Source organism: Hyphomicrobium sp. DMF-1 (assembly GCF_027886585.1).
In the GTDB taxonomy this organism is placed as follows: domain Bacteria; phylum Pseudomonadota; class Alphaproteobacteria; order Rhizobiales; family Hyphomicrobiaceae; genus Hyphomicrobium_C; species Hyphomicrobium_C zavarzinii.
The window spans coordinates 4343608-4369781 of the sequence record NZ_CP115706.1; the positions used below are offsets into that span (position 1 = coordinate 4343608).

Below are 26174 nucleotides of genomic sequence, written 5' to 3' on the forward strand. Positions count from 1 at the left end.
CTGACATATTGACCCTCCCTAACTAAATCCCTCACCATAAATTTATGCTGGAATCATCTAATTCCATTGTCGCCCCCAATAAGAGAGTTCTTCCTTCCCCCGATCGAAGTCCCCAATACGACCTGTTCGCAACGTTTTTTGGAAACCCCCGCGATCTCTCCAATTCGATTGAGCTTTGGGATGCAATCCCCAAATATTCGGTCAGCGCTCGCGCCCAGAATATGCTGCGCGACGACAACGGACGGCTACCCGTCCATAAGCACGATTTTCACTATCATCCGTCGCCCAAAGCCGACAATCCAACCTTCAAGTGCACCATGTCGCTGCAACCGGCCAGCATCGAAACCGAACACGGCCGCCAGGACTACTTCCCAAGCGCCGACGAAGAGCTGGTCGAGGAGATCATCAAGAAAATCTTCTCCGATCAGCACTACGGGCTGCACGATGTGACCAATAAGGAAAGCTGGGTGCGTTTCTCCCTCAACATGATCCGTAAAGAGCTCAAAGCCCGCGGCAAGACGCGCTCGTTCCAGGAGATCAAGCAATCGCTCGAAATCCTCACCCGAACCGTCCTCGAGGTTGAAATCGAAGGGCAGGGGAACCGCAAAACCGCCTATACTGCGCCAATCCTCAACGATATGACGCGCGTCAAGCGCTCAGATTGGCTCGAAGACCCCGATGCCATGTGGACCGCCCGCCTGCCGGCGCTCCTAAGCCATGCCATCAACAATCTGAGCTACCGGCAGTTCAATTACCGCATCCTGATGCAGCTCTCCTCACCGATGGCCCGCTGGCTGCACAAGCGCCTCAGCCACGAATACACAAACGCCTCGATCACCACGCCCTACCAGATCCTGTTTTCTACCATATCCCGCGACAGTGGCCTCCTGCACCACAACCGGACATCCTCCAACATCCAGACCCTCGAACGGGCCCTAGCCGAGCTCGTCCAGCATGAGGTGCTCTATTTCCATGAATCCAAGAAGCGCAATTCCGGCCGCACCATCACCGACGTTCTCTACACCCTCACACCCCATTCCAACTTTGTTTCCGAGATGAAGGCGGCCAACGCGCGCGTGCGTGACGCCCGCACCAAGCTGGCCCAGAATTGATCCTGCTTCGCGCCGGTTACAATGGTAGGCGGATGCTGCAATGAACCCGAAAACCACGCCTACCATGGTAGGTAGATCATGCAATATCACCGATTTTGCCTTGACCGACATTGTAGGCGCTGGCTGCAATACCCTTCCAAGTACGCTTTTTCACCACTCACCCCAGACCCGAATCTCTCGGTTAAATTGAAATCCTGCAATCTCCGGCACATGGTAGGCGCAAGATGCAATACCCTCTCCACCCCCAAGAAAACCGCCAAAAACGCGATTTCAAAATACCACAGCCTTTTTCCTGCGTTCCGCGGTGGTAGGTGGACGCTGCATTAGAGCGCTAACCGCCCCTTGAGATGGTAGGCGGAGGCTGCATTTCCCCCGCCCAAATAGGGCGGTAGAAGCTGCAATGGTTGGTAGGTAAAGGCTGCAAAGCCTGAAATTGACCTTCCGCTCCTCTCTAATCCCCCTGTCAAGTCAGTAGGTAGACGCTGCATTGGCGCCCGAACATGGAAGGTAGACGCTGCAATAGCTGACTCTTCAAGCCAACGCGGGCCGTCAACATAGAAGGTGGAAGCTGCAATACCCTCCTGAGTGAGAGGTAGACGCTGCAATGCCATTCCCGAAACACCGCGCGTTCCAACGGAGTCGCGCCGGATTCGAGTCCGCCTATTCTTTTCCTTATATTTATCCCTTTTTCTTTCCCTGTGCCGCAATTAGTCTCGCGTGGCTTTTTTCGGTATTTGCTGACAGGGCGGTTATGTCCAAAATTTCAGCTACAAAAACCGGCTGCATTTTTGGACGCGCTTTTTAAATTCTGTTTCCCAAAGAATCTGATATTCTAATATTCATGTCGCGTGTTATATCCTCAGCCCGATTGCAAAATCAGGACCTCTCCACCGTTCCCTCATTACCGCTCCCCCACAATATCGAAGCGGAGCAGGGGCTTCTTGGCGCACTTTTGGTCGATAACAACGCCTTCGATCGCATCGCCGACATCCTGAGCCCAGAGCATTTTTATGTCCCCGTTCACGGCCGCATCTTCGACGCCATTTGCAATTACCTGCACAAGGGCCAGAACGCGTCGCCCATCACGCTGAAATCCTTCTTCCAGGCCGATCCCGACCTCGAACATCTCGGCGGAGCAGCCTATCTCGCTGACCTGGCCGCCAATATCATCTCTCTGATCAACACCGAAGACTATGCAAAGACCATACGCGCCTGCCACCAGCAGCGCTGCCTGCTCGACATCGCTGACGACATGGCTCTGGCCGCGCGCGGCCAGGATATCGACGCCACCCCCGCACAGATCATCGAAGACGCCGAGCAGCGCCTCTATGCGCTGGCAGAAACTGGCTCCGATAGCCACGGCCTGAAACCGTTCTCGCACTTTTCGCTCTCCGCCCTCGGACAGGCGGAACGCGCCATCACATCATCGGGCAAAATCACCGGCATCACGACCGGGCTTCCCTCCATCGACCGCAAGCTCGGCGGCCTGCAAGACTCCGATCTCATCATTCTCGCCGGCCGCCCCTCGATGGGCAAAACCTCTCTCGCCCTCAACATCGCTTACAACGCCGCCCGCGCACGCCTCGAAACTGCGGGCGAGCAGGGGGGTATCGTCGCGTTCTTCTCGCTCGAAATGTCCGGCGATCAGCTGACCACCCGCATCCTGGCCGACCAGGCCAAACTACCGAGCGATGCCATTCGTAGAGGGGCGATCGACCAAACAGCCCTCAAAGCCTGCATCGATGCCGCCCAATCCAACAACCGATTGCCGCTTTTCATCGATCAAAGCGGTACGCTTTCGCTGGCAACCCTCAGAAGCCGCGCCCGCCGCCTCAAGCGCACCCACGGCCTGCATTTGATCGTCATCGACTATCTTCAGCTCATGCACTCGCCATCCCGCCGCAACATTGATAACCGCACGGCCGAAGTGTCCGAAATCACCCGCGGCCTCAAACAGATCGCCAAGGACCTTGACGTTCCCATTCTCGCCCTGTCGCAACTGTCCCGCGCACCCGAAATGCGCGAAGATAAGCGCCCACTGCTTTCCGATCTCAGGGAATCAGGCTCCATCGAGCAGGACGCCGATGTCGTCATCTTCGTCTACCGCGAAGAATACTATCTAGCCCGCACCGAGCCGCAACCCGGCACCGACGATCACCTCAAATGGCAGCAGACCATCGAAGCAGCCGCCAACATCGCCGAAGCGATCATCGCCAAGCAGCGCCACGGCCCGATCGGAACCATCAAGCTCAACTTCGAACCGGCTTTCACGCGCTTCACCGACATGGGCGATCTTTAATCAGCGCTCGCGTTTGCGGTCACGCTCAATGCCCCAAGACGGCTGCGCGTCATCCCGCTGCGCCAGTTCCTTAGCCCGTGCCCTGAGCCCGGCCATAAACGCGCTTTCCTGCCGATCCTCTCCGTCCCGCTGCGAAGAGTCCCCGGAAGAAGGAGGAGGGGGGGTGTCGGGGTCGGAACCGGGGCCGCCGGGCCGCTGCGGCTCGGCCCTGGCGCGCATGGCGTCGACCTCATCGCGCTTGTCCGCCCGCCCCACATAGCGCACCGCAGCCTGAAATTCCGGCTTTACGGACCGCAATCTGTCGATCGAAACAATCTTCACAGGGCGCTTTTCGATGATCCCTTTCACCCAGCGCGCTTCCGCGAGTTTCACCCGGTCCCAGTCACTGCGCATAACATCGGGCATACCGCGTGCCTCTCCCAGCACTTGCGCTTTCGTCACCTCGTGCAAAAAACGGCGCTCGACATCGCTGCGCGGCTCGATCCTGTAGCCCTGAAGCTGCGGCTTCCCGCCCGAAAAACCCGGAGGATGCAGTTCAGGAGCAGGGGCCGCCCGCGCCCGCCTGCGCTCCCGCGATCTCTTCCAGCTGGCCGAGCTTCTCAGCGTTGCCATGACCCACCATCCCTAAACTTGGCCGCTTGATTGCAGCTCCGCGCGCTTGTCGTAGGCAGCACGGGCCGCCCCAATGTCATGACCAATGCCAGTCTCCTAGACCAACCCCTGGACATCAGTCCGGCAGCGCGTGCAGACGCGCCGATAGCCTTGTCGGCCGCTACCAACCGGAATATGCGACCGCGCCTGATCGCCGAACTTCCGCGCCTGCGCTCTGATCAGAGCTTGCGCGCAATCCTTGCACCCCAGCATCAGCATCGCCGCGTCCCACGCTTCCCCCAAGCTCACCGAAATATCGAGCAGCAGGCCCAGATCGGCAGTTTTGCCCGGCCCCGGCCCAACACCTGAAAAGCCGCCCCCGCCCACCACTTCGCGCGGGCCGACCGCCTGCAGCACCAGTGAGGCATCTTCGCAAAACTCAAGACATTCACCCAGATGGGGTGCTTCCGCCTCCCAGATGATCTCGAGCTTTTCTTCGATATCCCTGACCGAGCAGGCCACACAGCGATGGAACCTGAAGGCCTGAATCCAGGCCACCATCGTGCTCTTGACCACCTCATCGACTCTGGTTTCAAGAAACGCGTTCTCTTCGTCATGTGAGCTCATCGAAATCCTGGCTCCGCTCACGGCAGCATTGCCGATCCTCCCAACCTGAGAAAGCCAGCCTTCAAAATCAGCCCCGGCGGCAGAAATTTTCACGCCGCGCTAGAGCCCGCCAGCAGAGAAAAGGCTCCGCAGGAGCCAATGGGCGCGGCCCCGGGGGTGCAGAGAGAGAGAGTAGTCAGCCCTCGGGGTCGCCCCACACCCGCTTAAGTCCCAGCGGAAGCCTCACCCACCCTTCCGAGAAAATCCGCAGCAGGCGCCCCCTACGCTTGAAATTAGATTTCGATCTTCCAAAAGCTCTGAATAGCCGCCGCATACGGCGGTATGGAAATTCGCTTTGACTTTACATTTCTGCTACCATGGATAGAAAGAAAGGTTTCGTTTTGAATTACTACGAGTATCCATTTATTCCCCCTTATGCCATTTTCGTATTTGCCAGCAATTTAGCCGGGCTGCACGTTACGGGTCCTGCCCGTATCGCCTCCGAGCACTACGGCGCCCTCGACGGACAAGCAGCCGGCCTGCAAGGTCGCTCCTACGCCATTCCCGTCAAAGACGAGAACCTGAAATCAATCCCGCTGTCCGACGTCAAACCGCACGTCGATCGCTTCATCGGATTTGCCCGCGGCAACCCGCAGCTGCGCTTTGTGCTGATCCCGCCCGGTCTCACCGATATCGCCGAGCGCAGCCCCCGGCACGCGCCGCTCTTTAACCGCGCGCCGCACAACGTCATCCGGCCGAAGCCCTGGGGCGCCCAGCCTCTCATCGCCCCGGAGATCGAATGATGAAAAACATAACCGATCGTCCGCAGCCGCCCGATCCCGATCCCGAGCCTTCGGCTTCGCTGCAAACGCACTGGATGCGGCTTGCCGATGCCGTGCGCCCCATCATGAAAGTCCTCACAGCGCGAGACCACACAGATTGGGAGCCCCGGCCATGAGCACCAATGAAAAAGTCAGGGGTGTCCTGCGCACCTATCTCGAACTGCCGCCGATCGAGCGCCATCCTGTGCTCGACCGCCTGGTCAAGCCGCAACTTCTCGAGAAAGCCGCTCCGCCCGAAGCAACACTGCTCTCGCGGCATATCCGCCTGAGCCTGCTGGTTGGCGATCTCTACGACGAGCTCGGGCATTACATCGCGCCCGACAACCAGGACGGCGCCGACGATATTCACGACGGCTATCAGCGCACCAAAGGCAGGCTGGACCGCGCCCACGCGCTCCTGCGGGAAAACGCCCGCAGAGCCCAACACCTTCTCGGTGAGCAGCAGGACAACGCCCCCGGCAGTTTCCTTGAACGCCTTCGCCGCCAGGCCAATCAACGCCCGCCGCAGCGCGCGCGCCTTTACATCCCCGAGCTGGAGTTAGACTGACATGCCCATCACCATCGGCTCGCCAGATGGATACTGGTTCGCGCTTCTGGAACAGCGCCGCATCGCCCGGGTGTTCCACCACGATAAGATCATCGCCCGCGCATTCTATGCGGAGCAGGGGCCTAGCACCCCCTCTACCATCTTTAATCGCATCATCGAACGGCACCGCGCCCGCGCGCAGGCGCTCTCACACGCGCCGCACTCCTCGATCGAGCATGAGATCTAGCCGCGCCCTTTAATCGGATTCCCCGTTGTCCAAGACCAATTCAGGAGCCCACCCGACAAACCACCCAATCAAATAGAGCAGGCCTCATGACCCCGACCGACGAACAGCGCGCCGCCACCGAGGCCTTCCAGCACAACCGCCTACTGAAAATCACAGCCTTCGCCGGCGCCGGCAAAACCACCACACTGCAGCTGCTGGCCGAAACCAGCTCTGAGCGCGGCCTGTACCTGGCTTTCAATCGCCAGATCGCGGTCCATGCGCAAAAACGCTTCAAGACTGTCGATTGCCGGACCACGCATTCTTTGGCCTGGCGCGCCATCCAGGCCAAACGCGATTATTCGGTCGAAAAGATGCAGGGCAAAATGTCACCTGCCGCGCTGGCCGACCTTCTCAAGCTCGAAGACTTCAAAATCTCGGCCAACGTCACCTTTACGCCCATCCAGCACGCGCATCTGCTCGCCCGTACCGTCGCTCGCTTCTGCCAGAGCGCCGACGATGAAGTATGCCCCGGGCACGTTCCGCACTATCAGCGCATCGAAAAGCTGCCGCCCGCGCTGCTGGCTTCTACCCGCCAATACGCTGCGGAACGCGCGGCCGATCTATGGAACCGCATGACCCACCCCGAAGACCCGATCGCGCTCGGCCATGACGGCTATCTGAAACTCTGGGCGCTCGGAAAACCCCGGCTGCCGTTTGATTATGTTCTTCTCGATGAGGCCCAGGACACCAATCCGGTTATCCTCGAAACCCTGCGCGCCCAGGATTGCCGGCTCGTGGTCGTCGGCGACCCCTGGCAGATGATCTACGAGTTCCGCAACGCCCTCAACGCCATGAAAGCCTTGAAGGGCGGCGCCAACACCTATCTTACCCAATCCTTCCGCTTCGGCGATGCTCTGGCTTCCGAAGCCAGCAAAGTCCTCTCCACGCTTGGCGAACGCAAAACCCTGCGCGGCAACCCGGCGCTGACGACCGAAATCCTCCCGGAAGAAGAGGGCGCCCCCGACTGTGTGCTGGCCAGAACGAATGCCTCGGTCATGGCCGAAACCATTGCCGCCCTCGCCGCCGGAAAGTCCCCTTACATCCTCGGCGGCACGTTTGACCTTAAGCGCATGCTGATCGACGTCACCGCTCTCAAAAGCGGACGCGCCGCCATGAGCCCGGATCTGTTCGGGTTCAAGGATTGGGATACCGTGACCGGCTTCGCCGGCTCGGAGGAGGGGCAAGATCTCACGGCCTTCGTCAAGCTGGTCAGCGAGCACGGCGAAGATGCCCTGACACAGGCCATCGCCAACACCGCCGCCTCGCCCGGCCAGGCTCAGATCACGATCGGCACCGCCCACAAAGCCAAAGGCTGCGAATGGAACAGCGTACGTTTGTGCCGGGATTTCCTGACCCAGCCCGTGCTAACCCGGAAATCCAGCGCGGACCCCGAGATCCGCCTGTTCTACGTGGCCATGACCCGAGCCAAACGAGCCCTGTCGGTCGATCCCGAAATGATGGCCATCTTTACGGGCGATAGGAGCTCCACCGATGCGTCCTCCGTCCCGCCACCCCAGACCTGCGCTTCACACGCTTCAACGCATACAGGGGCTCCCAAACCCGAACCCAAGCCTGATTTCATGAACACCCTATTCAACAAAGCTGCCAGGCGCAGGGCCAACGAATAGCATTCGCCGTCTCAGACACGGTTCAACTCTGCTCCCACCCAAGCAAACGCCAGACCCATCGCATAAGCCCCACTCGCCGCGAGCAACCCCTGCAAAACCGACACCGCCCACACACTTGCCGCCGTGCGCTCTTTACCGACCTCCCGTGCCAATCCCCACAGTTGCCAATACTTATCCGCAACCGTCAGGTGCAGCGCGATCCCACCCAGAGCAGCGGCCCACCAGCCGAGCCCAAGCACCCCGGCGACCGCCATGGACAAAAGCAACAAGAACCCCGGTGCCATCCGCTATTCCACTCCGATACGCCCCGATGCAATGTGAACCGCCGGGAAAATCCCGTCATCCGCGAAATATCGCTTCAGCTCATCGATCTCCGCTTGCCTCAGCGAAACCCCTCCGCGCGGCAACAGGGCTGCGATCTCATCCCCAATCTGATCGACCGCAAGCGCGATCGACTCCGAAAAACGCAACGGTTTGCGTTCGATCAGCGAGACGTACCCAATTGTCTCAACGTGGCTACACCCCACGCATGCAACCGCAGCCGACTCCTCGAGCTCAACCGCCTGCGTAAACGCCGGCGCCAATTTCCAAGCCATGAACCTCGAAACCATGCCGAGCTGTCGCTTCCGCTCTTGGGCATCAGCCGAATGCGTTATCCCGATCCACCAATCGCCCTCCGGAGATGCAATCCGAAACTGCGGGTCCAATTCATCCTCGATAAGCGCAATCAACCGCTGCGCCCGCTTCAAGTCCGCCAGAACAAGCTCCCTCAGCCCCATCAGCCCCTCAGCCCTGATTCCAGACCTAGCGTGCATTCCTGATATGCAGATGCCTCCGCCCCCGGAGGCTATAAACCTGTGCATCCTGATCCAATAATTACACCGTAACGCCCAATCCGCCTCGCTTCCACCATTCCACTATGACACGGGTCTGGCATCCTTCGGCAGATCAGGAACACCCCATTTCAAAAAGCATTTCAGTTGGGAGTTTGCCGATGCGCTGCGTTACCCTGCTGATCACAACCCTGATCATTTCAGCTTGCAGCGGCGGGCCCCCGCCCGACACGTTTGTCACCTGCGCCCATGACGCAGCGGATAGACCGGCAACGGGCAAGGGCTGCGGCGCATAGATTAGCTCTCCAGAAGGACAGGGCTTCATTTTTTGGCTTTGACACGCTTGGCGCGCCGCTGACACTTCGCATACGCTCGTGTGCCCTCTTTTCATCACAACACGGATAGGGCACACTTATCATGTGAAACCAAGCTTCCCCAAAAACCGCGCCCGTTCCTCATCTCCGCGCAGATCTTCGGCTTCTATTTCAGATCCTCTCAAAGTCAAGCTCGCCGGCAAAGACGATGCGCCGCTCTCGATGTCCCAGCTGCGCGATGGCCTCTATGAAACCGTGCGCCGGCTGCTTCCCTACGACAAACACTACCGTGTAAAGCGCGCCGCAATCTATCTCACAGTTATCGATGAGAACGGCCACCCTGTGCAGATCTCTCAAACCGGCGAATGGACCATCTATCCATACCAGTGTGCCGCAGAGGACTTCGACACCTGACCGATATCGCCCGTATCAACACTATTTAGGCGATCTCCGCCCGAACAAAGCTTGCAATGCCTCTTCCGAATTAAAGCTCTTCTTTCCAGCGGAAGGTGGCAGGGTCCCTGCGGTCAAGCGCCTCAAAATCGAAATTGATCCGTTCTGAAACGGACGAGGTGGCGTTCCCCTAAAAATGAAGAAATGTCGTTGCTGCAGCCCCCCCCGGAAAGAACACTCTACATTGAAATATTTGAGTTTTAGAAACGCATATGTTAATATACATAACATTTACAAACAATAACAAGAAACGAGACTTGATTATGAAGATTGCCGAGAAGGAGGAAGTCGTATTTTATTCTATTGACGATGAGGAGTCTGACGAGAAATCATTTTATCCAACTGATATCGCCGATATTTCTCATCTGTATTGGGACGACGAGTGGGTGGATGGTGAAGAGACCTGTTTTTGTGTGCATCGTCGCCAAGCGCAGGAAGATTATTGGCAGGAAAGAAGGGTTGAGACGCTTAGCTCGACAACCTTGGCAGATCTGCAGGCGCGGCACGCGCTCGTTCAGCTCGGTCCCAGGATGTGGGTTCCAGCGCGGAATATCGCGAACGTGTGGACGGAGAAGGGCGTGACGATGGTGGACATTGGAGACTTGCATCCGGAGCGATCAAAGCGACCGGCTGAGGATGTCCTTCACGATTGTCGTCGTGAATTGCAGAGAGTTTATTCCCGGCCCGCGCCGCCCTCTGAGTTTGGATATCAGGATGGCATGCTTCTGATGAGCCCGCAGCAGTTGCGGAGCGCCATCGACCGAATCGATGCGTCGTTTTCAAATCGCGGCGCAACACCGTTCCTGCCGGGGTTTTAAAGCCATGACCACTGCGACGAACGAGCTCGAGTTTGAAAAGAGATGGTGGCATAATATCCGCTGCCTCTCTCGTTGCTGCGAGCAGAGATCAAGGCGGTGGGCAGGGGGAACGATGTCGCCGGCGGATGCACCCATACGACAGACTATTTCCGACCATGCCTCGGAAAACGGGAGAGCTTCCAACCCCTTTGATGATCTAAGCGTTGAGATCCACACGTTGCTGAAGCTCTATCAGAAGCTCCGAGCACGTCTGATAAAGCGTTTTGCAACCTTCGTGTGCGAGCTCGACCGCGATCGCGTAACCCTGCCGGAAGACATCGTCTTCCCCCGCCCAGCGCCGATGCGTAAACACCGCCAGATGAAACATCTCGTTCCGCGCATCGAAATTCTTGGCCAGGCTCATATGAGCCACCTGCAGCGTGCTGGTCTCGCGTGCGCGCACACTTGGATCGACCGGACACAAGCTTGATTTCTCAAACTCTGGCGGCCGGGTTTTGTCCTCTCGCTTGCGATATTGCTCGAAAATCTCATCCGGATTGAGATACCGGATCAACTGAAAGCTCATGCGCAGCCCCAGATACTCGAGGCGCGTATGCCGGACGGGCGGATCAAACGCTAACGACACCCGGACCGAGCGCGGCCCCTTCGTCTCACAAAAAGCCGGCGGCATCGGAATCGCGTATAGCGCCATCTGGTCCAACAGCATCTCGTGACCATCGGCGTAGAAAACCACCCGGTTATCGTCTGAGGCCAGCACCCGGCCCGGATCAGCTACGCCATACCCGACGACCTTGCGCACGTCCTTATGCAGAGGCTTTTTCTTCTTGTACGCCGGCGGTGTCATCCGCGCGACGCTCGCAGACGGGACGTTTGCGGATAAGCCCAGAAGACAGCGCAGCAGATTGCTCGACGCCTGCGGAAAGCGCGCGGCGATCAACGCCGCCTTGAATGCAAGCCGGGGCGCCGCATAGGACGTTCCTGATGCCGCCGTGAACAAAGCCTGCCGATAGTTTGGCGATAGCGTCGCCATACCGGCACTTTCCCAGTGCGCGCCTGTGACCACACGTGCCGCACCGCCATCGTAAACACAGGTCCCGCCGAGATCCGCGAAGTCAGGCTTTACAGCGCCGTTGATACCCGGACCGCATCGGGTCAATGGGGATGGTTCCTCAGCCGCCGTGATCGCTCTCACTCCAACACCATCGAATTCGTCGACCCGCAGTCCGTTTCCATGCGCCAAAGCGCCAACGGTAATAACATTCGCCGCATAGGCTGGATCGATCAGGCGGCTTTGAGGGCTGAGGAGATAGCCGGGGTAGGCTGTCGCGAGTTGTTCAGGCCGTCCCCATCCGGGCGCGCGACGGCTCTGATTGCCGGCGGAGACAATAATCACAACACCAAATTCACGCACCAGCGTATCCAGCTCGGCGGCCCAGGGGCTGGCGCGGCCATCGTCATAGGGAATGAAGGCCGAGTCCCCCAGCGAGATGTTGATAATGCGGCAACCGCGCTCCGCCAGAAGCTTGACGGCATTGCGCATCTGCTCCGGCACCTTCTGCTTTTCGTCAAACGCCCCGTGATCGTTGACGACGCGCACGCTCAAGAGGCGCACGGGCGCGGCGAAGGTATTGCGATCGATGCATTCCCGCACATCGCCGTAGGCCGCAATCCCGGCAACGCGTGTGCCATGGCCGCTAGCGTCAGCGCCGCCCAGATCGGCCGGAACGGAAAGCCGCTCCGCGACAAGACCGTCCAGAAACGGATGGGCGTTGAGGCCTGAATCAATAATCCCGATAAGCGGCACATCACCCGCCGGAAACCCGACGGGCGGGGCCGTGGCCAGGACAATGTCCTCAAGGCTATCCTCGCCTAAATCCGGTATCGGCGGAACGTCTACGACGGCCACGTCCGTAAGCTCCAACAGGCCCTTGAGAACCGTTCCCTTCATCTTGGCCCGGATCAGAATAAGCCCGTAATCGCCGATATAGGGCGCGCCGAGAATTTCGCCGCCTGCCTTCTCAATGTGCTTGACCACACGATCGACCCGCACGCGCCGATCCAACGACGTTTCAGCGTCCCAGATCTCAATATCGATCACAAAGGACTCACGGCCGTCGATGTCGCCCGGCCCCGACAGCCCCTGCAATTTGAGCCGTGACCCAAGCCGATCACCCGGTTCTATCCCGCTCGCTCGCTCGATTGTGTTGAAGAGGCTGGCAAAGGGCGCATTGACCGTGCCTTGCGCCCCGCCCTGAAAGGAATTTAACTTCGCCTTGAAGTCCTTGAGTTCGGTGTCGGTCGAAAACAGCACATAAATGTTGCCCGGGTTCTGCGCCAAGACCTGAAAGCCATTCCGGCGCCAGACATCTTCTTCGACGGCACCGACCAACTCCACTTTAAGGATCAGCGCCGGATCAATGCCTTCGACCCGCGGGGCCGCTGCCGCGCTTTGAATCACATCCTCAAGCTCTGTTCGAAGCTTGGCGCCGTGCGTCCCGGGATTGCGGGTGATCGCAACCGAGAAGCCGGGCTTTTTGCGCCTCAGCTCGTCGCGGACATAGCGCAGAAGGGGAAGGTGGTCATAGGAGGGCATGGTTCACGTGTGGGCGGGCTTTCATTTGTGCGGCCTTGACGGTCTGCGCTTGCTGGCGTGCTTCACGGCTGCCGCAAACTCGGTCTCGCTTACGACCTTGCGGCGCTTCATCACCGCGTTCTTGATCGCATCAAGGCAAATACGTTCGATATCGGCGAAGGACTGCCCGGCAAGCTTCGACACCTGCTCGCCTAATTCAAAATTCGTCTGGTAATTCCTAAATTGCAAATGAAGCATCGCCTCGATCTGCCGGTTGTCCGGCAAATCAAGTTCGACGATCTCGTCGAATCGCCGCCAGATCGCTGAATCGAGCGACTCATGCAGATTGGTGGCCGCAACCAGCAACCCGCGCGGCTGATGCCGGTCGATCATCACAAGCAGCGAATTGACCACGCGGCGAAGCTCGTTGTGTTCACTGGAATCACTGCGCGCCCGCGCGACAGCGTCGAACTCATCCAAGAAAAGCACGCACGGAGACCGGCCCGCAAAATCGAACAACCGACGCAGATTGCTTGCCGTCTGGCCGAGCAGGGAGGAAATAATCACATCGATCTTGGCAACGTAGAGCGGCAAGCCCAGCTCGCGCGCCAGAACCTCCGCCGTCAGCGTCTTTCCGCAACCGGGCGGTCCGTGCAGTAGCACCTTTGACCGGACGGGCAGACGGTGCTGGCGCAGCTCGTCGCCACGGCGTTGCTCCTCAAGGACACGTTCGATCGCCGAGCGGGCTTCCGCGAACAAAACCACCTGCTTCAGCGACCGCGTAGGTTCCAGGATTTCGACGAGATCGACAGCACTCTCTGGAACGTTCGATAGCGCTGTCAGGCCCCGTTTGGAGCCTTCCTCAACCTGGACACTCGCATCGAGAACGCGCTTCAGGCTTGCCGCAAGAGGCATATGGCCCTTGCGCTGCTCTTCTTCGATAATCTTGAGCGCCGCGGCCCTGAATTCAGAAGGCCGTCCGTAACTGCCAATCAGGCGCTTGATCTGGTCGGCCTTGGCCATAGCATCCCGCTTTCCAACTGGCCGGATAAGATCACTTATCGTGATTCGCCCGGCACAGCCTTTTCTCATTTATTATATACGAATTTTTTCCAGAAACTCAATGTCTTACAGTTTTCGGCCCGCTTCTGTACTCAACTCGCCGAGGCGATCCGCCTTCTCGCTGCCGGACTGTACTATGCGCATGCGAGCAGCATCATAGGGGCGCACAAGTCCGTATGCGGCATCTGGCGACCCGTTCAGCCAGGTGTCGAACTCTTGAGGCTCGCTCAAAAGAACCGGCATCCGGTCGTGCATGATTGTGCTGGTGAGCGCATTGGGCTTTGTCGTCATAAACGCAAACACATCGATCTCAATGCTCGGCCCATCCTTCTTGACCGGGCCCGCATAGCGTTTCCAGATCCCGGCGAAGGCAAAAAGCGGCCGCTCTTCCGGCGGCGTCAACGCGAACCAGTGCCAACCCGCCGGGGATTTCTCGTCCGGTTCGCAATAAGAACTCGCGGGCACAAGACAGCGCCGCGATTCAAAACTCGGCCGCCAAAACGGCGAGGTCAGCACCGTGTCGTCCCTGACATTGGTTACAGGTTTGGGCGCATAACCTTTGCGGATAAGGGGAAAGCCCCACATCAACGGCACAAGTTCGCACTCCCCATCCGTGGCAAGCCGCACCACTGGCGCTACGCTCTTCGGGAAGATCGAGGGCTGCGAGTTGATCTCCTCGCAGCGATTGTCGGAAAGCCGGAACAACCCGCGCACCGCTTCACGGCTTCTGGTCTGACTATAGAGATTGCACATGGTGTCCACGCTAAAAGCTCCCAGCGCCGGGTGCCAGTCCTGCTTCCCGGTCCAGCGCCGTGGTTCATAGATCGTCTTCATGTCGCCGCCGGCACCGCTCGGCTCGTTCAGCCGAACACCCCGGTAGCCGCATTGCGAACAGCGCATCACGGCCGCTACGCGCTCCGGATCGGCCTCCGTCCCGAACCGGATGATCAGTGGCGCAATCGCGCATTGACAGAACTGCGCGGCAACCGCTCCGTCCGCAACCGGCCCAAAGCCATAGATGACGCCGCCGCACGTCTTGCAATGTGCGGGGCAGGGACACCGGCTTGCGGTGCGATGCCCGCGGTGTGAGCATGATCTCATAGCGCATGAAATCGTCCCAGCGCTCCGGCAGCTTATGCATGACCCCTCACTCACACGCCCCGTTGGCACAGCGCTGATAAGGCCGCCGCACCTCGCTCGCCCTGCCGGTGATCTCAAGCGCTTTGAGAACGGCATCCGTCAGCCGGCCCACATCCACGGCGAACACGCGCTGCCGCTCGAGCTCGTCGAACAAAACTTCATGTAGCCGCTGCCCTTCCTTCATCGTCCTTCTCCTTTCGGGTCCCAAAGGAGAACCATAAGCGAGGAACAAAATAAGAACAACAGAGCGGACACCATGCTCAGAGATTATATTTTCCCTTTTGTATCAATACTGTAGGTTGTATATTCGTCATTAGTGGCCTATTCGCTGCACAGCGAGTATTGCACTGTGAGCGATCGTGAACGCAACGTTGTCCCTTGCCCCCTTCAAGGCTTCATCATGCGTTGACATCAAAACGCTTGTCATTGTCAATCATCTTGACTATTATTTACTTGTCAGTATATACTATTAAGGCAAGTGATTGGATGACACCTTGAAGGAAACGCTTCGCACTATTCGTGATGCCCTGGACGCCCAGCGCGCGGTTCTGCTGCCCCTGAGGCAGATGCCGAAGCCTCCGCTCGGCTGGATTGCCACTGTGCGTTCTGCCCTCGGCATGTCGCAAAACGTGCTGGCAAACAGGCTGCAGGTCGCCAAGCAGCGCGTCTCCCAGCTTGAAGCGCGCGAGATCACCGGCGAAACGACACTCGCCCAGATGCGCGATGCCGCCGATGCCCTGGGCTGTGATTTTATCTATGCATTTGTTCCCAGAACGCCGCTCGAGGAAACCGTCTCCCGGCGCGCCTATGCGCTCGCGCGTAAAGAACTGGCCGCTGTCGAGCGCTCCATGCAGCTTGAGGATCAAGAAACGCCCCTGAGCGATCAGCGCATTCGCGATTATGCAACGCGTTACATCTCTGAACGCGACCTGTGGCGCGATGAGCGATAACCTCTTTGAGCAACCGCCGAATGCTACGCCCCTCGGTCCGGACGAGATCGCAAATCTGCGCGTGGCCGCCGTCTCGCGGGCCCAGCTCAATGAGCTCGAATCCACGAACGTGGCGCGTGGCCGCCGCTGGGGCATGAACAGCCGCAAGGATTGTTTCACCCCTGTGTTCCTGATCGGACTGCACAGCCGTATGTTCAGCACGGTCTGGAGCTGGGCCGGACGCTACCGAACCCATGAGGTCAATATCGGCAATACCAAGCCTCACGAGATTGAGGTCGCCGTCCATCAAGCGTTTGACGACGCCAAGGCCTGGATTGAATACAAGGCCTACGAGCCCGCAGAACTGGCCTTACGCCTGCATCACCGCCTTGTCCTGGTTCATCCCTTCGTCAACGGCAACGGCCGCAGCACGCGGCTGATCGCGGACATCGCTGGCAAGCGACTCGGTGCCAAGCCCTTCACCTGGGGTGCTGTCTCCCTCGCCGAGACGAGCGCAGCGAGAACCGCGTATGTTGACGCGCTTAAAGCCGCCGACAACCACGATATTGAACCGCTGATAAAATTCGCGCAGTCATGACCGAGCACCGTGTTTTTACCTTGCCCCTGCTTCAGGCCGTCAACGACTGGCAGCGCGGCGGCGATCACAATCAAAAAATCCGGCGCGGCCACGCTCTCAAAGCGGCCTGCCTGAGCCTTCCCGCGCAATACCGCCAGCCCCCAGCTCTTTGCTACCGCCAGGAATCCCACAAAGAAGATCGCACCTGGCAACTGCTCATTGACAACGAACTCCCGGAAACGATCGCCGCATGGTCTCTCTCCTTGGATGTTGTGCAGACCTTCAAGGGCGGCATACCTCCGCCCGATCAGCGCGGGATCATCTTTCAGATCGCGCCCGAGGCTCATCAGGTCATCGCCAATATCGCAGCCCTCTATGCCGATCCTGAGTTTCTAGAGACCGCCCAAGCCCGCAAGTCGGAGATCAACGGCTACTATTCCGGTATTGGCGATTACGGCAACGCGCAGCAGGAAGTTGTTCTCGAGCTTGGCTCCCTCGACCGCGCCACGATTCATTTGTACGGCGGCTTCGCCGGAACACTTGATCAGCTGCTCCCGGCTTCTTCGCTCTCTTTGTGATGGCTCAGACGGAATCGAGCGCGCCCATTAACCAAATTTTTCTGTTTTATATCAAACAGTTTGCATTATTGACGCGTAACAACACAGCACAATATACGTGTAACTGCCCAGCATAATCGACGCGCAACACAGGCGATATTCGACCCTTTGCTACGTTCATCGCCGACGGGCTGGAAAAATAATCATCGGCCTGACCGGGTTAAAGAGCCGCCAACGCGCCTGATCAATCTCGATCATTTCTGATCACGCTCAGAATGCCTGCCAGATCTGAAATCGGAAACACATGAAGGGGTATTCCCAGCAAGCGAGCGGCTGCGTACGCCGCGAGCAAGGCTTCGTTTTGATGCTTATCCAGTTCAGCGGCCGATTGAACAGGGCGCTTGCGGGTTGTGTCCGCCGCCCTGCGCCGATGAATGGCATCCGGATCGTCCACCACCAGTACGAATTTCTGGATGCCGAGCGCCCCGAAAACAGAAGGCTCAATCCTCACCAGACCGTTCGGCGTATCGATAACCGTATGGCCATCCAAAATGACGGTGCCCTTCGCCACATCGCGGGCCGCCCGAAATCCTTCCACCAAAAGCGCCTGATTGTCCCCGATATCGACCTGCCGCAGATCGTCATGCCCAACCGCACCCGCTTCAAGCGCATTGCGCGCGTCGTTGATCAACGCGCTGGCCTGAAGATGCTGAAACACAAGCGTCTCGGCAATGGCGCGCAGCACCGTTGACTTGCCGACCCCTGAAATCCCGACGAGTGCAACAACCGTCTGCGTCATGTCGCAAACCCAAGGCGCAGGCGGCTCAGGAGATCGTCAAGCTTCGCCCCCCTGATCTCGAAAATCGACTGCGGCGGATGGCCCCCGATGATGCCGGCCTTCTGAAGATCGGCGTAGCTGATTGCCGGATCGATGTACCCCGCCAGCAGGTAATTGATCACTTTGACCGGGCGCTCCGCACTGGCACCCCAGGCGGCAAGCTCTGCCTCGCTGTAGACGGACCGTCCGCCCGTCATCTGCATTAACTCCTTGGTCGATGTCGCGCTCTGAACCTCCTCGAACACGCCAAGGGCAGTCATCGCCTGAGACGGCGGACTTTTGGACTTGCTCTTGTAGAAGAAGAGGAGTGACCCCGCGGGCCCCAGCTTTGATTGAGCGCGGCACAAGTAAACCTTACGAATCGTATTCCCCGGCTGACCCGCGCAATCGAACAGTCCTCTATCCTGCTTGAGATCGGGATAGAGCGTATCGTGATAGTCCTCCACGATCGGCACCCCGAAAGCACGCACGTCCGGCCCCACAAGGAAACGGGGATAGTTGAGGCGATCAAGCTCGAAATCACTCAAGCCGTCGACCCGATCAAGCTTCGCCGCAGAGAAGGACTTCTCATAAATAAGCTCCCCGTCCGGCTTGGTCGCCGTATGGGCAAAACCGTAATATTCCAGAAGGTCGATCAGCGAGACTTGGTCCTCGTACGTGGTCACATAGGCCAGCTTGTAACCATTGGCCTGCGCGAACCAGAGCGCCTTCTTCAGCAACAGCTCTCCGAGCTTCACCCCGCGTTTGTCCGGGCTTACCTTGAACGTGCATATCTTGAGGATCTTGGCAGCCTTGATCGTCGCATCGGTCTTAGCGCCCGTCTCATCCTTTATGACGACGATCCCGGCGAGACCATTGTCATCGACAATCCAGCATGGCCGCCGCTCCCGCACGCATTTCTCGGTCCACCATTTGTTGAAATCCGGATACCCCTGCCGCAGGCTATCGAAGATGGGATCATCCAAGGGAATCTCGTTGGCCGATACCTCCTCGATATAGCGGATCGGCGCGCCTTTCGGCTCATACGTCGTCTTGAGCAGTTGGACCGCGTCGGGAACAAACAGCACGCGCCGCCCAAGCTCCGGGCTGTGCCGCCGCGCCCGCTCGTGCAATTTCCGGTCTTGCGTGACCACGAAATCCGCGGCGCCACGATCAAGCGCATCGAGCAATGTCGCATCCACGACGTCGTTGGCTTTTGCAAGCGGCCCGAACTTCGCCTCAAGATCAGCCGCCGTAAGGCCGCGCACCTTCTTTAGGATATGGTATTTATCAAGCTTGCTGAGCGACACGTCGCGCCGCCGCGTATTGCGATCGCGCTTGAGATCATCCTTGGCCGCCTCATGGACAAGGACATCGACCTTATGCTTGGCGGCAACCGAGAGCAGGGCTGAGAAGGCGGGCTGAACGGCGAGATCGTCCTCAAGGCCGATGATGACGTTCGTATCAATCAGATACGTTTGGGAACTCGTCATGCAGGGCCTTTCTCAGGATCGGCGTCGCATAGAGGAAGGACTGCGGCGGCTCAAAGCCGAACCGATCGCGAAGCTCGGAAAGTGTTAGCGGGCGGGTGAAGGGACGGGCATTTGCAAACTCGAGCGCGAAACCTTCGTCCACACCCTCAAAGTAGGCGTCAAAATCAGGCCGCTTGATAAAGGCAGTTTTGGCGTATTGCCGCCAGATATCCTTGACCGGGAGCTTGATCACGTCCGCGATCTCCGCTCGTCCCACCATCGCGCGCACGGGCGACGTCGAATAAATGTATGCAATAGTCCCGCGCGGTGCCGACAGCGGAAAACGCCGCCTGAGCTCCACCGTCTTCCGACCCTCCAGGATTCTCGCCGAGTATTGTGGCCGGATGCTCAGCACCACGTCCCGCTGCCGCGGGAACACGTCGTCCCCGAAGATCGGGAACACAAGCTGATTCTCGTCGGGCGTGTTCGGGTCAAACGCCAGATTGAACTGATTCGCATATTCCCGTGTCGCCGGGAACGCCGCCTCTATCCTTAGGGTCGCGCCGAGAGCAGCCACATAGCGCTGCAAGGAGAGCAAGTGGACATCCCCACGCTGCTCGATCTTGGATACGGACCCTTGACCAATCTCCAGGCGTTCAGCCATTTCTTCTTGGGTCACGCCCGCAAGCTCACGCAAGCGCTTGAGCGAATGACCGATGATGCGCCCTGTGTCGCCATCACCGAGCTTCACCGCCCGAATCACCTTGTTCTTAATATCTGTCATCGCGCGCCCCCAAGGTACTGCAACGAATCTATCGCAACCCCATATTCCTCGCAAGGAATATTGCCAATCATTGCGCGCATTTGCTTTTATTATGGGTTCGCGTGACATAATGCCAATTAAAATAAAAAATACTGCGCCAAATAAAGTGAAAACATGCAGACGAACTTCTGTTGAAACGCGGACACAATTGTTGTCAAAAAACCGGATATTGCAAATGGCAATGAATACGCTGAGCACGCCGCACTGGCGCGGTCCAACGTAGAGGATTTTCCGACTGAACCACTGGGCTCAAACTAGCTCCGCTAGCGTAACGACATCGACAACCATGACACCCTCGATCGATTGGCCGTATAAGTGTCCGAAATCACGCTTGTCTCCTGTAAGTAGAAACTGACAACGGCCACCAATCGCAGCGCCCAGTACGGGGCGATCTTTGTCCCGAAGGTCAACTTCGACAAGCAGCGGGCTTTCCGGCACAATCTCAAGACCGGACTTGACCTCATGGAACGAGTCGACCCAGGCAGGGCGCTTCAAAACCAGATTCCTCTCCGCTTCTGCCAACACAAAACCGCTGCACACCAAAGAATGCGACTGCCGTAGATAGCAGAGGAACCAGAATAATTCGCTTTGGGGGTTGCTCCCGGAAAACAGAATATTCGCGTCGAGGAAGGCGCGCACTTATGCCTTAAGCCCGCGGCGTCTCAGCACAGCGCCCAGGGCCGCATCATCTCGCTCAAATTCCGCAATACGGCCTTCAGAGTAGACCTCGATGGGGGCAAGGAACGCTGGACGCAACACAATCTCTCCCTCCGGTGTAGCCTCGACGATGAACTGCTGCCGTCCCGCCAGCCCGAGAGATTTTCGAATGGCTGCAGGCAACGTCAATGTTCCGCGCTCGGTAAGAAAGGTCGTTTCCATTATTTCAGAATAGCAGATTTCCTGATTTTCTGCATTGGGAATATATTCCTTTCGCAAAGTGTGATAATGTATCTTATGGAAAATGATCGGTGAGAGCTGCCCTAGGCATCCGCGTCTTCGGGAAATTCCGTTGCTCGTTTAATCAGGCGAACGTCATCCTCAACTCTCTCCATGCGCCGCTCTAGCAAATTGATGTCGTGTTGCGGGGCTTGGAGAGCCGCGCGGACGGACGCAAATCCTTCTCGCAATCGTCACGCAAGAATCCCATCTCGCGAGTCTGCTCGACACTTTGCGTTTGTAAGTCCTGGCCCTGCCCACGATTGGTACTCGCTCATAGGGTGAGTCCGTTCTGGTTATGGTCCACGTTGGACCTCCTTGCAAACTCGCTCGGCGTGAGCCCGTTGAGGCTCTTATGCGGGCGTCCTCCATTGGAGAACAGCGTCTCGTTCTAGAGCTCGTCGCGCAGCCGCCCGTTGAAACTCTCGACGAAAGAGTTCTGCTGCGGTTTGCCGCGCTAATATATTGCCAGTCGATGCCACTGGCCTTGCTGCGGCCGCCGTTGGTATAGCGATGGGAACTGGCACCGATCGCCATGGAAAGCGCTTGAATTACCCTTTTTGACGGGCGATTTCAACGGCATCGCGCGCGTAGAGCCGACTGCAACATTTGTAGAGCTGACCGAAAGAGCTGCGCTGAAGCAGCGATCCCGATCACGAGATCGGGCCAAGGCGACTGTAAACCCCACACCGCCACAGCTGTCGCGATGACGGCGATGTTCCCGAGTATACTTGGTCGACTATTCTCTTCGTAGATACTAAACAGGCGGCGCTCCCCGATATGGGGCGCCAGGATGGCAATGCTGCCGAGATTAGCCAAGATGCCGAGGGCGCCAACGAAACCCATCACGCCGGCGTGTGGCAGCTCCGGAATGAATGAGTGATAGATCGCTGAGGTTAAAACTCCGAGGCTCGTCACGCACAAAATTCCGGCCATAAGCAGAGCGGCGGCCGCGCGCGTGCGCTTTGTGGTTCCAATCACGGCAAGGCTTAATGCATAAACAAGCACATCATGCAAGAAATCCAGGGCGTCCGCTGTGAGAGCATGCGAGCTAGACAGGTAACCGCCGATCATCTCGATGACGAACATCGAGCCTGTGATCGCGATGACAATCAAAAGAGCGACCCGGTGCCCGGAAGGGGCTTCGTCTAGATCGAGCAACCCGCATTGGGTGCCTTGGTCCTTGCGTCGCCGGGATTTGCCGGCCTGCATTTTTTGCTCGCGTGATTTCATTTTTGACACTGCCAGATTGGTAAACAGCGCAATGTGCGCGGCTCATGGATGAGAAATCTCGACGGCGTCATTTCCCCTCCAGCGTAGACCTCGACCTTGTTGTAAATTGAACGGGGCAATGGCAGCACGACGGAGCAAAAATGCCGGCCGAACAGCAGTCCCGCTGAGCCGCATTGCTTGATCTCCTTGGTGTCTGGCAAGATTCTCTTTATCCGTGGAGTTCGCAGAGGGCATTAATGCCGATGGGTATGATGCATATCCGGCACATGCGGGTGCGTATGCTTTAGAGGCTCGTGGCGATGCCGATGCGTGTGGCGTTCACCCGCTGGATCGGTAGCAGTGTGCACGTGCCGATGATGCTGGTCATGAACGTGGGAGTGCGAGTGCTCAAGCGCTTCGTGGACATGCTCGTGCTCATGCCGCTCAGTAAGGTGAAGCCACACCCCAAGCCCCATTAAGCTGCCCGCGACAACAAGCTGGACCGTAACAGGTTCACCCAGCCCAAGGATCGATGCAAATGTTCCAAGAAACGGAGCGGTCGAGAAGTACGCACCGGTTCTTGCTGTTCCAAGATAACGAAGCGAGCGGACAAACAAGGCAAGGCTCAGGCCATAGCCGAGGAAGCCGACGAGTCCTGCCATAATCGCAGGCCAGATTTTCGGTAGCGTGCCCCCGAGCAGCAATCCGAGCGCCAAACTGACTGAGCCAGCAACCAGGCCCTTGATTTCGACAATCTGCAGAGGATCAGCAAGTGAGACTTTGCGTGTGAGATTGTTGTCCAGCCCCCAGGCGATGCAAGCTCCGACGATAAGCATTGGGCCGAACAGACTCGAAAGTGTCGGCCTGCCCGACCACGCTAGAACGGCCGCTCCCGCCACGAGGCAGATCATGCCAAGCGCAACTCTGCGATCGAAATTCTCGTGAAAGGCAAACCAGGCCAGGAGCGCAGTTGCAACGCCTTCCAAAGTCAGGAGCAGGGACGCTGTCGAAGCTTCGGTTCGATCTAAACCCGCCATGAGGAGAATCGGCCCAGCAATTCCTCCGGCCACGATCGCTCCGGCTAGCGATGGCATGTCCTTGGCGTCAAGGGGCGCTTCCTGGGGAGTAGAGCCCGCCGGTAGGGTTTGCGTAAACCGCCGGAGTATACCTATGCCGATACCAGCGCCGCAATAAAGGATGCCGGCAAGAACAATTGGATCAATATCGCCAAGCAAAAACTTGGCGGCCGGGGTCGAAATGCCGAACAGGGCAGCGGAGGCGAGAGCAAGGATGACGGCATGACGGTTCATGGATCTGATAGTACATAGCTGACGGGAAGACGGCCAGATACTCTGGCGCGGGCGTAGCAGTCGCTCAATTGCGAAACTACGTTTGTCGCGGTGAGTTTTTGACCCGCGCGAATGATGCGGCGACGTCAAAGCCGGGTTCGTTCAGGTTTGCTCGTCGGTCATGGTCAGGCCGCATTTCAAAGTGAGGGATGTGGCAGTAACGGCGGAGGATTTGACGAACTCACTGCCAACATGCAACTTTCCGGCGGAAATGACATACTTGGCTCTGTTCTCGGCAAGGTCTGACAGGATGACGCCCGCGACCGCTTGGTTGCGCCGGATCATCGCTAGCGTCGTGATCGCATTCATGGCTATCAATCTCGTCGGTGGAGCTTTCTCAGGGTACATCCACGCACACGAGCCCAACTACGATAGCAATCACCATCATCATGGCGATGACGACCACCATGACCATGGGTTTGGTTCCGACTTAGAGGCTATCGGCCTGACCAACGAGGGAAGTTCGAATTCAGAAGATGGAGCTATGGCCCAGCTCCATGACCATGGCGCCAGTGTCGTGCTCGCCGAAGTAGAGGCGACTCACTGGACAGCTACAAGTCTTCAACACGTCTGGAGACAAATCGAGCCCGCGAGGCGCATTACAAATCGCCGCGAAGCCTCCGAAAGACCTCCTAGAGTGGCATGACCGCGCGTTGGCGCCCGCATATCTATTGTCTGTCACTCTGACCTAGGTTTCTGATCATGCTTCATCTTGCCGGGCCCGCGAAAGGGCCATTGGCGCACGCAATGCGTGCCGTCGCACTCGTGTGTGCGCTTCTGTTATCGTTGGGATCGGTCTCTCTCGCAGGTCCTGGTCATAGCGGCGACGAAGGGCACTCGCATGATGCGTCCCAAGCCGCTTCGTCACAAAGTCCGCGCGTCGTGGGAACGTCCGAAGCCTTCCAGCTTGTTGGCATTCTCAAGAACGACCTGCTCACGATCTATCTCGACCGGGAGCAGGACAACAGCCCGGTTCTCGATGCCACAGTCGAGGTTTCAGCGGACGGCAAAACCGTGGTCGCGGAGGCGACGTCGGACGGCACATATACGCTGCCGGCAGCAACCGTCGCAAAGCCTGGCGAAAACGTGCTCGAGTTCTCAATCACGGACGGACAGACCTTCGATCTTTTGGGGGGCACGCTGCTCGTTCCCGGTGAGAAATCCGAACACGCCGCACATGACCCAACGTCGCCTCGCGGATGGCTCGACCGGCCCATTCCAGCCGGTTGGGCAGCACTCGGGGGTATCATAGTGCTTGTGGCCGGCAGCTTGATTGGCGGGCTTTTCTCACGTCGTGCGATGCTTGCTCACATCCTGGTCTTGTTCGCTTCCGGAGCGCTGCTTTTCGGCGACCCGGCAACTGCTGGACCGGGACATTCCGGAGATGAGGGTCATGCGCATGGCCCAGAATCCGCCGATGGCGCGAGCGACAGTCCGCGTCGATTGTCGGACGGGTCGGTGTTTTTGCCCAAGCCCACGCAACGGCTTATTGAAGTTCGGTCACGCTATGTCGGGGCAGAGACGGTCCGCCGCGCCATCCGAATGCCGGGACGCGTGATTTCGAATCCGAACCACACTGCAATCGTTCAGAGCACGGTCGACGGGCGGATAACGCCGTACAACGGAAAGTTTGCCCAAGTTGGACAGAAAGTCCGTGCCGGCGAAGTGCTGGGATTCGTGCAGCCCGTCATGTCCGAGATTGATCGGTCGGATTTCGAGCAGACGGCGGGCCAGCTCGATCAGGAAATCGCGCTGGCCATAAACCGCCTAGAGCAATTCCGCAAATTCAGCACCTTTCCGGCCGAACGCATCCGCACCGCCGAGATCGAGGTGGCGAATTTAGAGCGTCGTCGCGCGGCGATGGCGCAACGGAAGAGGGGCAACGAGCCCCTGACCGCGCCGATCGATGGCGTGATCGCAACGGCCCAAGCGGTTATCGGGCAAGTCGTTTCACCGAAGGATGTGCTGTTCCAGATTGTTGAGCCACGCTCACCTTGGATTGAGGCGCTGGCGTACGAGACCGTCGACGTCGATCAGTTGGGAGCGGCGCGCGCCGTAGTCAACAATCTTCCGCCGGAAAACTTGCAGTTCGTTTCGCGTAGCCCGTCACTCGCGCAGCATGCGACAGCCATTAAGTTTCAGGCTGCCGACCCCTCGCGCCTCGACATCGGCCGCCAAGTCACGGTGCTGGCGGAGACCGGCAAGCCGATGAGCGGGATCGTGATCCCTCGCGCCGCCGTTGTTCAGGCGCCTAACGGCGAGTTTGTCGTCTTCAGGCATATCGAACCGGAGCGCTTCGAACCGAAGCCGGTTCAGTTTGTCGATGTGGATGGGGAGCGTGTGCTGCTGACGGCAGGAATCGAAGCTGGCGAGAAGATTGCCGTGCAATCGGCTGCTCTCATCAACCAGATCCGGTGAGG

The 26174-nt window shown here is 58.4% G+C and carries 29 protein-coding genes and 1 pseudogene; 13 read left to right on the plus strand and 17 right to left on the minus strand.

Annotated elements, in window-relative coordinates:
* Positions 1–44 precede the first annotated feature (44 nt).
* Both PE058_RS20005 and PE058_RS20010 read left to right on the plus strand, forming a co-directional pair.
* Positions 45–1112 (plus strand): hypothetical protein, encoded by a 1068-nt coding sequence (locus PE058_RS20005; RefSeq protein ID WP_271029263.1) that lies wholly within the window; start codon positions 45–47, stop codon positions 1110–1112.
* An 841-nt stretch (positions 1113–1953) separates the two neighbouring features.
* Positions 1954–3411 (plus strand): replicative DNA helicase, encoded by a 1458-nt coding sequence (locus PE058_RS20010; RefSeq protein WP_271029264.1) that lies wholly within the window; start codon positions 1954–1956, stop codon positions 3409–3411.
* Here PE058_RS20010 and PE058_RS20015 read toward each other — a convergent pair whose 3' ends face one another.
* Positions 3412–4023 (minus strand): hypothetical protein, encoded by a 612-nt coding sequence (locus tag PE058_RS20015; protein WP_271029265.1) that lies wholly within the window; start codon positions 4021–4023, stop codon positions 3412–3414.
* Positions 4024–4119: 96 nt separating this feature from the next.
* Positions 4120–4722, minus strand: coding sequence for a hypothetical protein (locus PE058_RS20020; protein WP_271029266.1), 603 nt, complete (start codon positions 4720–4722; stop codon positions 4120–4122).
* A gap of 263 nt (positions 4723–4985) precedes the next feature.
* Between PE058_RS20020 and PE058_RS20025 the strand changes: the two genes are divergently transcribed.
* From PE058_RS20025 to PE058_RS20045, 5 genes are all read left to right on the plus strand, one after another.
* The gene (locus PE058_RS20025) at positions 4986–5411 is read left to right on the plus strand and encodes an A1S_2505 family phage non-structural protein (RefSeq protein WP_271029267.1); all 426 of its coding nucleotides are present in this window, start codon (positions 4986–4988) and stop codon (positions 5409–5411) included.
* Positions 5408–5566, plus strand: a complete 159-nt coding sequence (locus tag PE058_RS20030) for a hypothetical protein (protein ID WP_271029268.1) — start codon at positions 5408–5410, stop codon at positions 5564–5566. Before PE058_RS20025 ends, PE058_RS20030 begins: the two co-directional genes overlap by 4 nt.
* Entirely contained in the window at positions 5563–5997 is a 435-nt protein-coding gene (locus PE058_RS20035; RefSeq protein ID WP_271029269.1) for a hypothetical protein, read from the plus strand. The genes PE058_RS20030 and PE058_RS20035 overlap by 4 nt, the downstream gene beginning before the upstream one ends.
* Position 5998: 1 nt before the next feature.
* Positions 5999–6223, plus strand: a complete 225-nt coding sequence (locus PE058_RS20040) for a hypothetical protein (protein WP_271029270.1) — start codon at positions 5999–6001, stop codon at positions 6221–6223.
* A gap of 86 nt (positions 6224–6309) precedes the next feature.
* Complete coding sequence (locus tag PE058_RS20045; RefSeq protein ID WP_271029271.1) at positions 6310–7890, plus strand: UvrD-helicase domain-containing protein; 1581 nt, start codon at positions 6310–6312, stop codon at positions 7888–7890.
* A gap of 11 nt (positions 7891–7901) precedes the next feature.
* On the opposite strand, the gene PE058_RS20050 is transcribed toward PE058_RS20045, so the two are convergent.
* Both PE058_RS20050 and PE058_RS20055 read right to left on the minus strand, forming a co-directional pair.
* Positions 7902–8174, minus strand: a complete 273-nt coding sequence (locus PE058_RS20050) for a hypothetical protein (RefSeq protein WP_271029272.1) — start codon at positions 8172–8174, stop codon at positions 7902–7904.
* 3 nt (positions 8175–8177) lie between these two features.
* Complete coding sequence (locus PE058_RS20055) at positions 8178–8669, minus strand: hypothetical protein (protein WP_271029273.1); 492 nt, start codon at positions 8667–8669, stop codon at positions 8178–8180.
* Between the two features lie 473 nt (positions 8670–9142).
* On the opposite strand from PE058_RS20055, the gene PE058_RS20060 reads away from it, so the two are divergent.
* Both PE058_RS20060 and PE058_RS20065 read left to right on the plus strand, forming a co-directional pair.
* Positions 9143–9451 carry a hypothetical protein gene (locus PE058_RS20060; protein WP_271029274.1) on the plus strand — a complete coding sequence of 103 codons (309 nt, stop codon included), beginning with the start codon at positions 9143–9145 and terminating at the stop codon, positions 9449–9451.
* Positions 9452–9753: 302 nt separating this feature from the next.
* Positions 9754–10308 carry a hypothetical protein gene (locus PE058_RS20065; protein ID WP_271029275.1) on the plus strand — a complete coding sequence of 185 codons (555 nt, stop codon included), beginning with the start codon at positions 9754–9756 and terminating at the stop codon, positions 10306–10308.
* Positions 10309–10504: 196 nt separating this feature from the next.
* Here the strand turns inward: PE058_RS20065 and PE058_RS20070 are convergent, their stop codons facing one another.
* From PE058_RS20070 to PE058_RS20085, 4 genes are all read right to left on the minus strand, one after another.
* On the minus strand, positions 10505–12901 hold the full coding sequence (locus PE058_RS20070) for a S8 family peptidase (RefSeq protein WP_271029276.1): 2397 nt from the start codon (positions 12899–12901) through the stop codon (positions 10505–10507).
* 21 nt (positions 12902–12922) lie between these two features.
* On the minus strand, positions 12923–13903 hold the full coding sequence (locus PE058_RS20075) for an AAA family ATPase (protein ID WP_271029277.1): 981 nt from the start codon (positions 13901–13903) through the stop codon (positions 12923–12925).
* 105 nt (positions 13904–14008) lie between these two features.
* Positions 14009–14776: an SOS response-associated peptidase gene (locus PE058_RS20080; protein WP_271029278.1), complete on the minus strand. Its 768-nt coding sequence runs from the start codon at positions 14774–14776 to the stop codon at positions 14009–14011.
* Between the two features lie 313 nt (positions 14777–15089).
* The gene (locus PE058_RS20085; protein WP_271029279.1) at positions 15090–15266 is read right to left on the minus strand and encodes a hypothetical protein; all 177 of its coding nucleotides are present in this window, start codon (positions 15264–15266) and stop codon (positions 15090–15092) included.
* A gap of 310 nt (positions 15267–15576) precedes the next feature.
* Between PE058_RS20085 and PE058_RS20090 the strand changes: the two genes are divergently transcribed.
* From PE058_RS20090 to PE058_RS20100, 3 genes are read left to right on the plus strand one after another with little or no spacing between them, the layout of a single operon-like run.
* Positions 15577–16032 carry a mobile mystery protein A gene (locus PE058_RS20090; protein ID WP_271029280.1) on the plus strand — a complete coding sequence of 152 codons (456 nt, stop codon included), beginning with the start codon at positions 15577–15579 and terminating at the stop codon, positions 16030–16032.
* Complete coding sequence (locus PE058_RS20095) at positions 16022–16609, plus strand: mobile mystery protein B (protein ID WP_271029281.1); 588 nt, start codon at positions 16022–16024, stop codon at positions 16607–16609. The genes PE058_RS20090 and PE058_RS20095 overlap by 11 nt, the downstream gene beginning before the upstream one ends.
* Positions 16606–17166, plus strand: a complete 561-nt coding sequence (locus PE058_RS20100; protein ID WP_271029282.1) for a hypothetical protein — start codon at positions 16606–16608, stop codon at positions 17164–17166. Before PE058_RS20095 ends, PE058_RS20100 begins: the two co-directional genes overlap by 4 nt.
* A gap of 223 nt (positions 17167–17389) precedes the next feature.
* Here the strand turns inward: PE058_RS20100 and PE058_RS20105 are convergent, their stop codons facing one another.
* The 9 genes and pseudogenes from PE058_RS20105 to PE058_RS20145 all read right to left on the minus strand — a co-directional run bounded on the left by PE058_RS20105 (position 17390) and on the right by PE058_RS20145 (position 24063).
* Positions 17390–17944, minus strand: a complete 555-nt coding sequence (locus PE058_RS20105) for an ATP-binding protein (protein WP_271029283.1) — start codon at positions 17942–17944, stop codon at positions 17390–17392.
* The gene (locus PE058_RS20110; RefSeq protein WP_271029284.1) at positions 17941–19455 is read right to left on the minus strand and encodes a GNAT family N-acetyltransferase; all 1515 of its coding nucleotides are present in this window, start codon (positions 19453–19455) and stop codon (positions 17941–17943) included. Before PE058_RS20110 ends, PE058_RS20105 begins: the two co-directional genes overlap by 4 nt.
* Positions 19427–20218, minus strand: a complete 792-nt coding sequence (locus PE058_RS20115; RefSeq protein ID WP_271029285.1) for a helix-turn-helix domain-containing protein — start codon at positions 20216–20218, stop codon at positions 19427–19429. Before PE058_RS20115 ends, PE058_RS20110 begins: the two co-directional genes overlap by 29 nt.
* Positions 20219–20506: 288 nt before the next feature.
* Complete coding sequence (locus PE058_RS20120; protein WP_271029286.1) at positions 20507–20896, minus strand: type II toxin-antitoxin system VapC family toxin; 390 nt, start codon at positions 20894–20896, stop codon at positions 20507–20509.
* The gene (locus PE058_RS20125) at positions 20897–21193 is read right to left on the minus strand and encodes an AbrB/MazE/SpoVT family DNA-binding domain-containing protein (RefSeq protein ID WP_271029287.1); all 297 of its coding nucleotides are present in this window, start codon (positions 21191–21193) and stop codon (positions 20897–20899) included.
* 274 nt (positions 21194–21467) lie between these two features.
* Positions 21468–21647 (minus strand): annotated as a pseudogene (locus PE058_RS20130) (integrase core domain-containing protein); the annotation flags it as partial.
* A 119-nt stretch (positions 21648–21766) separates the two neighbouring features.
* Positions 21767–22426, minus strand: a complete 660-nt coding sequence (locus PE058_RS20135; RefSeq protein WP_271029288.1) for a cation transporter — start codon at positions 22424–22426, stop codon at positions 21767–21769.
* Between the two features lie 233 nt (positions 22427–22659).
* The gene (locus PE058_RS20140; protein ID WP_271029289.1) at positions 22660–23715 is read right to left on the minus strand and encodes a DMT family transporter; all 1056 of its coding nucleotides are present in this window, start codon (positions 23713–23715) and stop codon (positions 22660–22662) included.
* Between the two features lie 141 nt (positions 23716–23856).
* Positions 23857–24063 carry a hypothetical protein gene (locus PE058_RS20145; RefSeq protein WP_271029290.1) on the minus strand — a complete coding sequence of 69 codons (207 nt, stop codon included), beginning with the start codon at positions 24061–24063 and terminating at the stop codon, positions 23857–23859.
* Between the two features lie 573 nt (positions 24064–24636).
* On the opposite strand from PE058_RS20145, the gene PE058_RS20150 reads away from it, so the two are divergent.
* Complete coding sequence (locus tag PE058_RS20150; protein WP_271029291.1) at positions 24637–26172, plus strand: efflux RND transporter periplasmic adaptor subunit; 1536 nt, start codon at positions 24637–24639, stop codon at positions 26170–26172.
* Positions 26173–26174 lie beyond the last annotated feature (2 nt).

What these genes read in the sequence shown, in the direction of transcription:
- PE058_RS20040 (WP_271029270.1), top strand. Translation starts at nt 5,999, where the DNA reads ATGCCCATCACCATCGGCTCGCCAGATGGATACTGGTTCGCGCTTCTG.
- PE058_RS20030 (WP_271029268.1), top strand. Translation starts at nt 5,408, where the DNA reads ATGATGAAAAACATAACCGATCGTCCGCAGCCGCCCGATCCCGATCCC.
- PE058_RS20005 (WP_271029263.1), top strand. Translation starts at nt 45, where the DNA reads ATGCTGGAATCATCTAATTCCATTGTCGCCCCCAATAAGAGAGTTCTT.
- PE058_RS20095 (WP_271029281.1), top strand. Translation starts at nt 16,022, where the DNA reads ATGAGCGATAACCTCTTTGAGCAACCGCCGAATGCTACGCCCCTCGGT.
- PE058_RS20015 (WP_271029265.1), bottom strand. Translation starts at nt 4,023, where the DNA reads ATGGCAACGCTGAGAAGCTCGGCCAGCTGGAAGAGATCGCGGGAGCGC.
- PE058_RS20070 (WP_271029276.1), bottom strand. Translation starts at nt 12,901, where the DNA reads ATGCCCTCCTATGACCACCTTCCCCTTCTGCGCTATGTCCGCGACGAG.
- PE058_RS20080 (WP_271029278.1), bottom strand. Translation starts at nt 14,776, where the DNA reads ATGAAGACGATCTATGAACCACGGCGCTGGACCGGGAAGCAGGACTGG.
- PE058_RS20085 (WP_271029279.1), bottom strand. Translation starts at nt 15,266, where the DNA reads ATGAAGGAAGGGCAGCGGCTACATGAAGTTTTGTTCGACGAGCTCGAG.
- PE058_RS20115 (WP_271029285.1), bottom strand. Translation starts at nt 20,218, where the DNA reads ATGACAGATATTAAGAACAAGGTGATTCGGGCGGTGAAGCTCGGTGAT.
- PE058_RS20065 (WP_271029275.1), top strand. Translation starts at nt 9,754, where the DNA reads ATGAAGATTGCCGAGAAGGAGGAAGTCGTATTTTATTCTATTGACGAT.
- PE058_RS20140 (WP_271029289.1), bottom strand. Translation starts at nt 23,715, where the DNA reads ATGAACCGTCATGCCGTCATCCTTGCTCTCGCCTCCGCTGCCCTGTTC.
- PE058_RS20135 (WP_271029288.1), bottom strand. Translation starts at nt 22,426, where the DNA reads ATGAAATCACGCGAGCAAAAAATGCAGGCCGGCAAATCCCGGCGACGC.
- PE058_RS20055 (WP_271029273.1), bottom strand. Translation starts at nt 8,669, where the DNA reads ATGGGGCTGAGGGAGCTTGTTCTGGCGGACTTGAAGCGGGCGCAGCGG.
- PE058_RS20110 (WP_271029284.1), bottom strand. Translation starts at nt 19,455, where the DNA reads ATGACGAGTTCCCAAACGTATCTGATTGATACGAACGTCATCATCGGC.
- PE058_RS20025 (WP_271029267.1), top strand. Translation starts at nt 4,986, where the DNA reads ATGGATAGAAAGAAAGGTTTCGTTTTGAATTACTACGAGTATCCATTT.
- PE058_RS20100 (WP_271029282.1), top strand. Translation starts at nt 16,606, where the DNA reads ATGACCGAGCACCGTGTTTTTACCTTGCCCCTGCTTCAGGCCGTCAAC.
- PE058_RS20050 (WP_271029272.1), bottom strand. Translation starts at nt 8,174, where the DNA reads ATGGCACCGGGGTTCTTGTTGCTTTTGTCCATGGCGGTCGCCGGGGTG.
- PE058_RS20145 (WP_271029290.1), bottom strand. Translation starts at nt 24,063, where the DNA reads ATGAATGCGATCACGACGCTAGCGATGATCCGGCGCAACCAAGCGGTC.
- PE058_RS20035 (WP_271029269.1), top strand. Translation starts at nt 5,563, where the DNA reads ATGAGCACCAATGAAAAAGTCAGGGGTGTCCTGCGCACCTATCTCGAA.
- PE058_RS20045 (WP_271029271.1), top strand. Translation starts at nt 6,310, where the DNA reads ATGACCCCGACCGACGAACAGCGCGCCGCCACCGAGGCCTTCCAGCAC.
- PE058_RS20105 (WP_271029283.1), bottom strand. Translation starts at nt 17,944, where the DNA reads ATGACGCAGACGGTTGTTGCACTCGTCGGGATTTCAGGGGTCGGCAAG.
- PE058_RS20010 (WP_271029264.1), top strand. Translation starts at nt 1,954, where the DNA reads ATGTCGCGTGTTATATCCTCAGCCCGATTGCAAAATCAGGACCTCTCC.
- PE058_RS20075 (WP_271029277.1), bottom strand. Translation starts at nt 13,903, where the DNA reads ATGGCCAAGGCCGACCAGATCAAGCGCCTGATTGGCAGTTACGGACGG.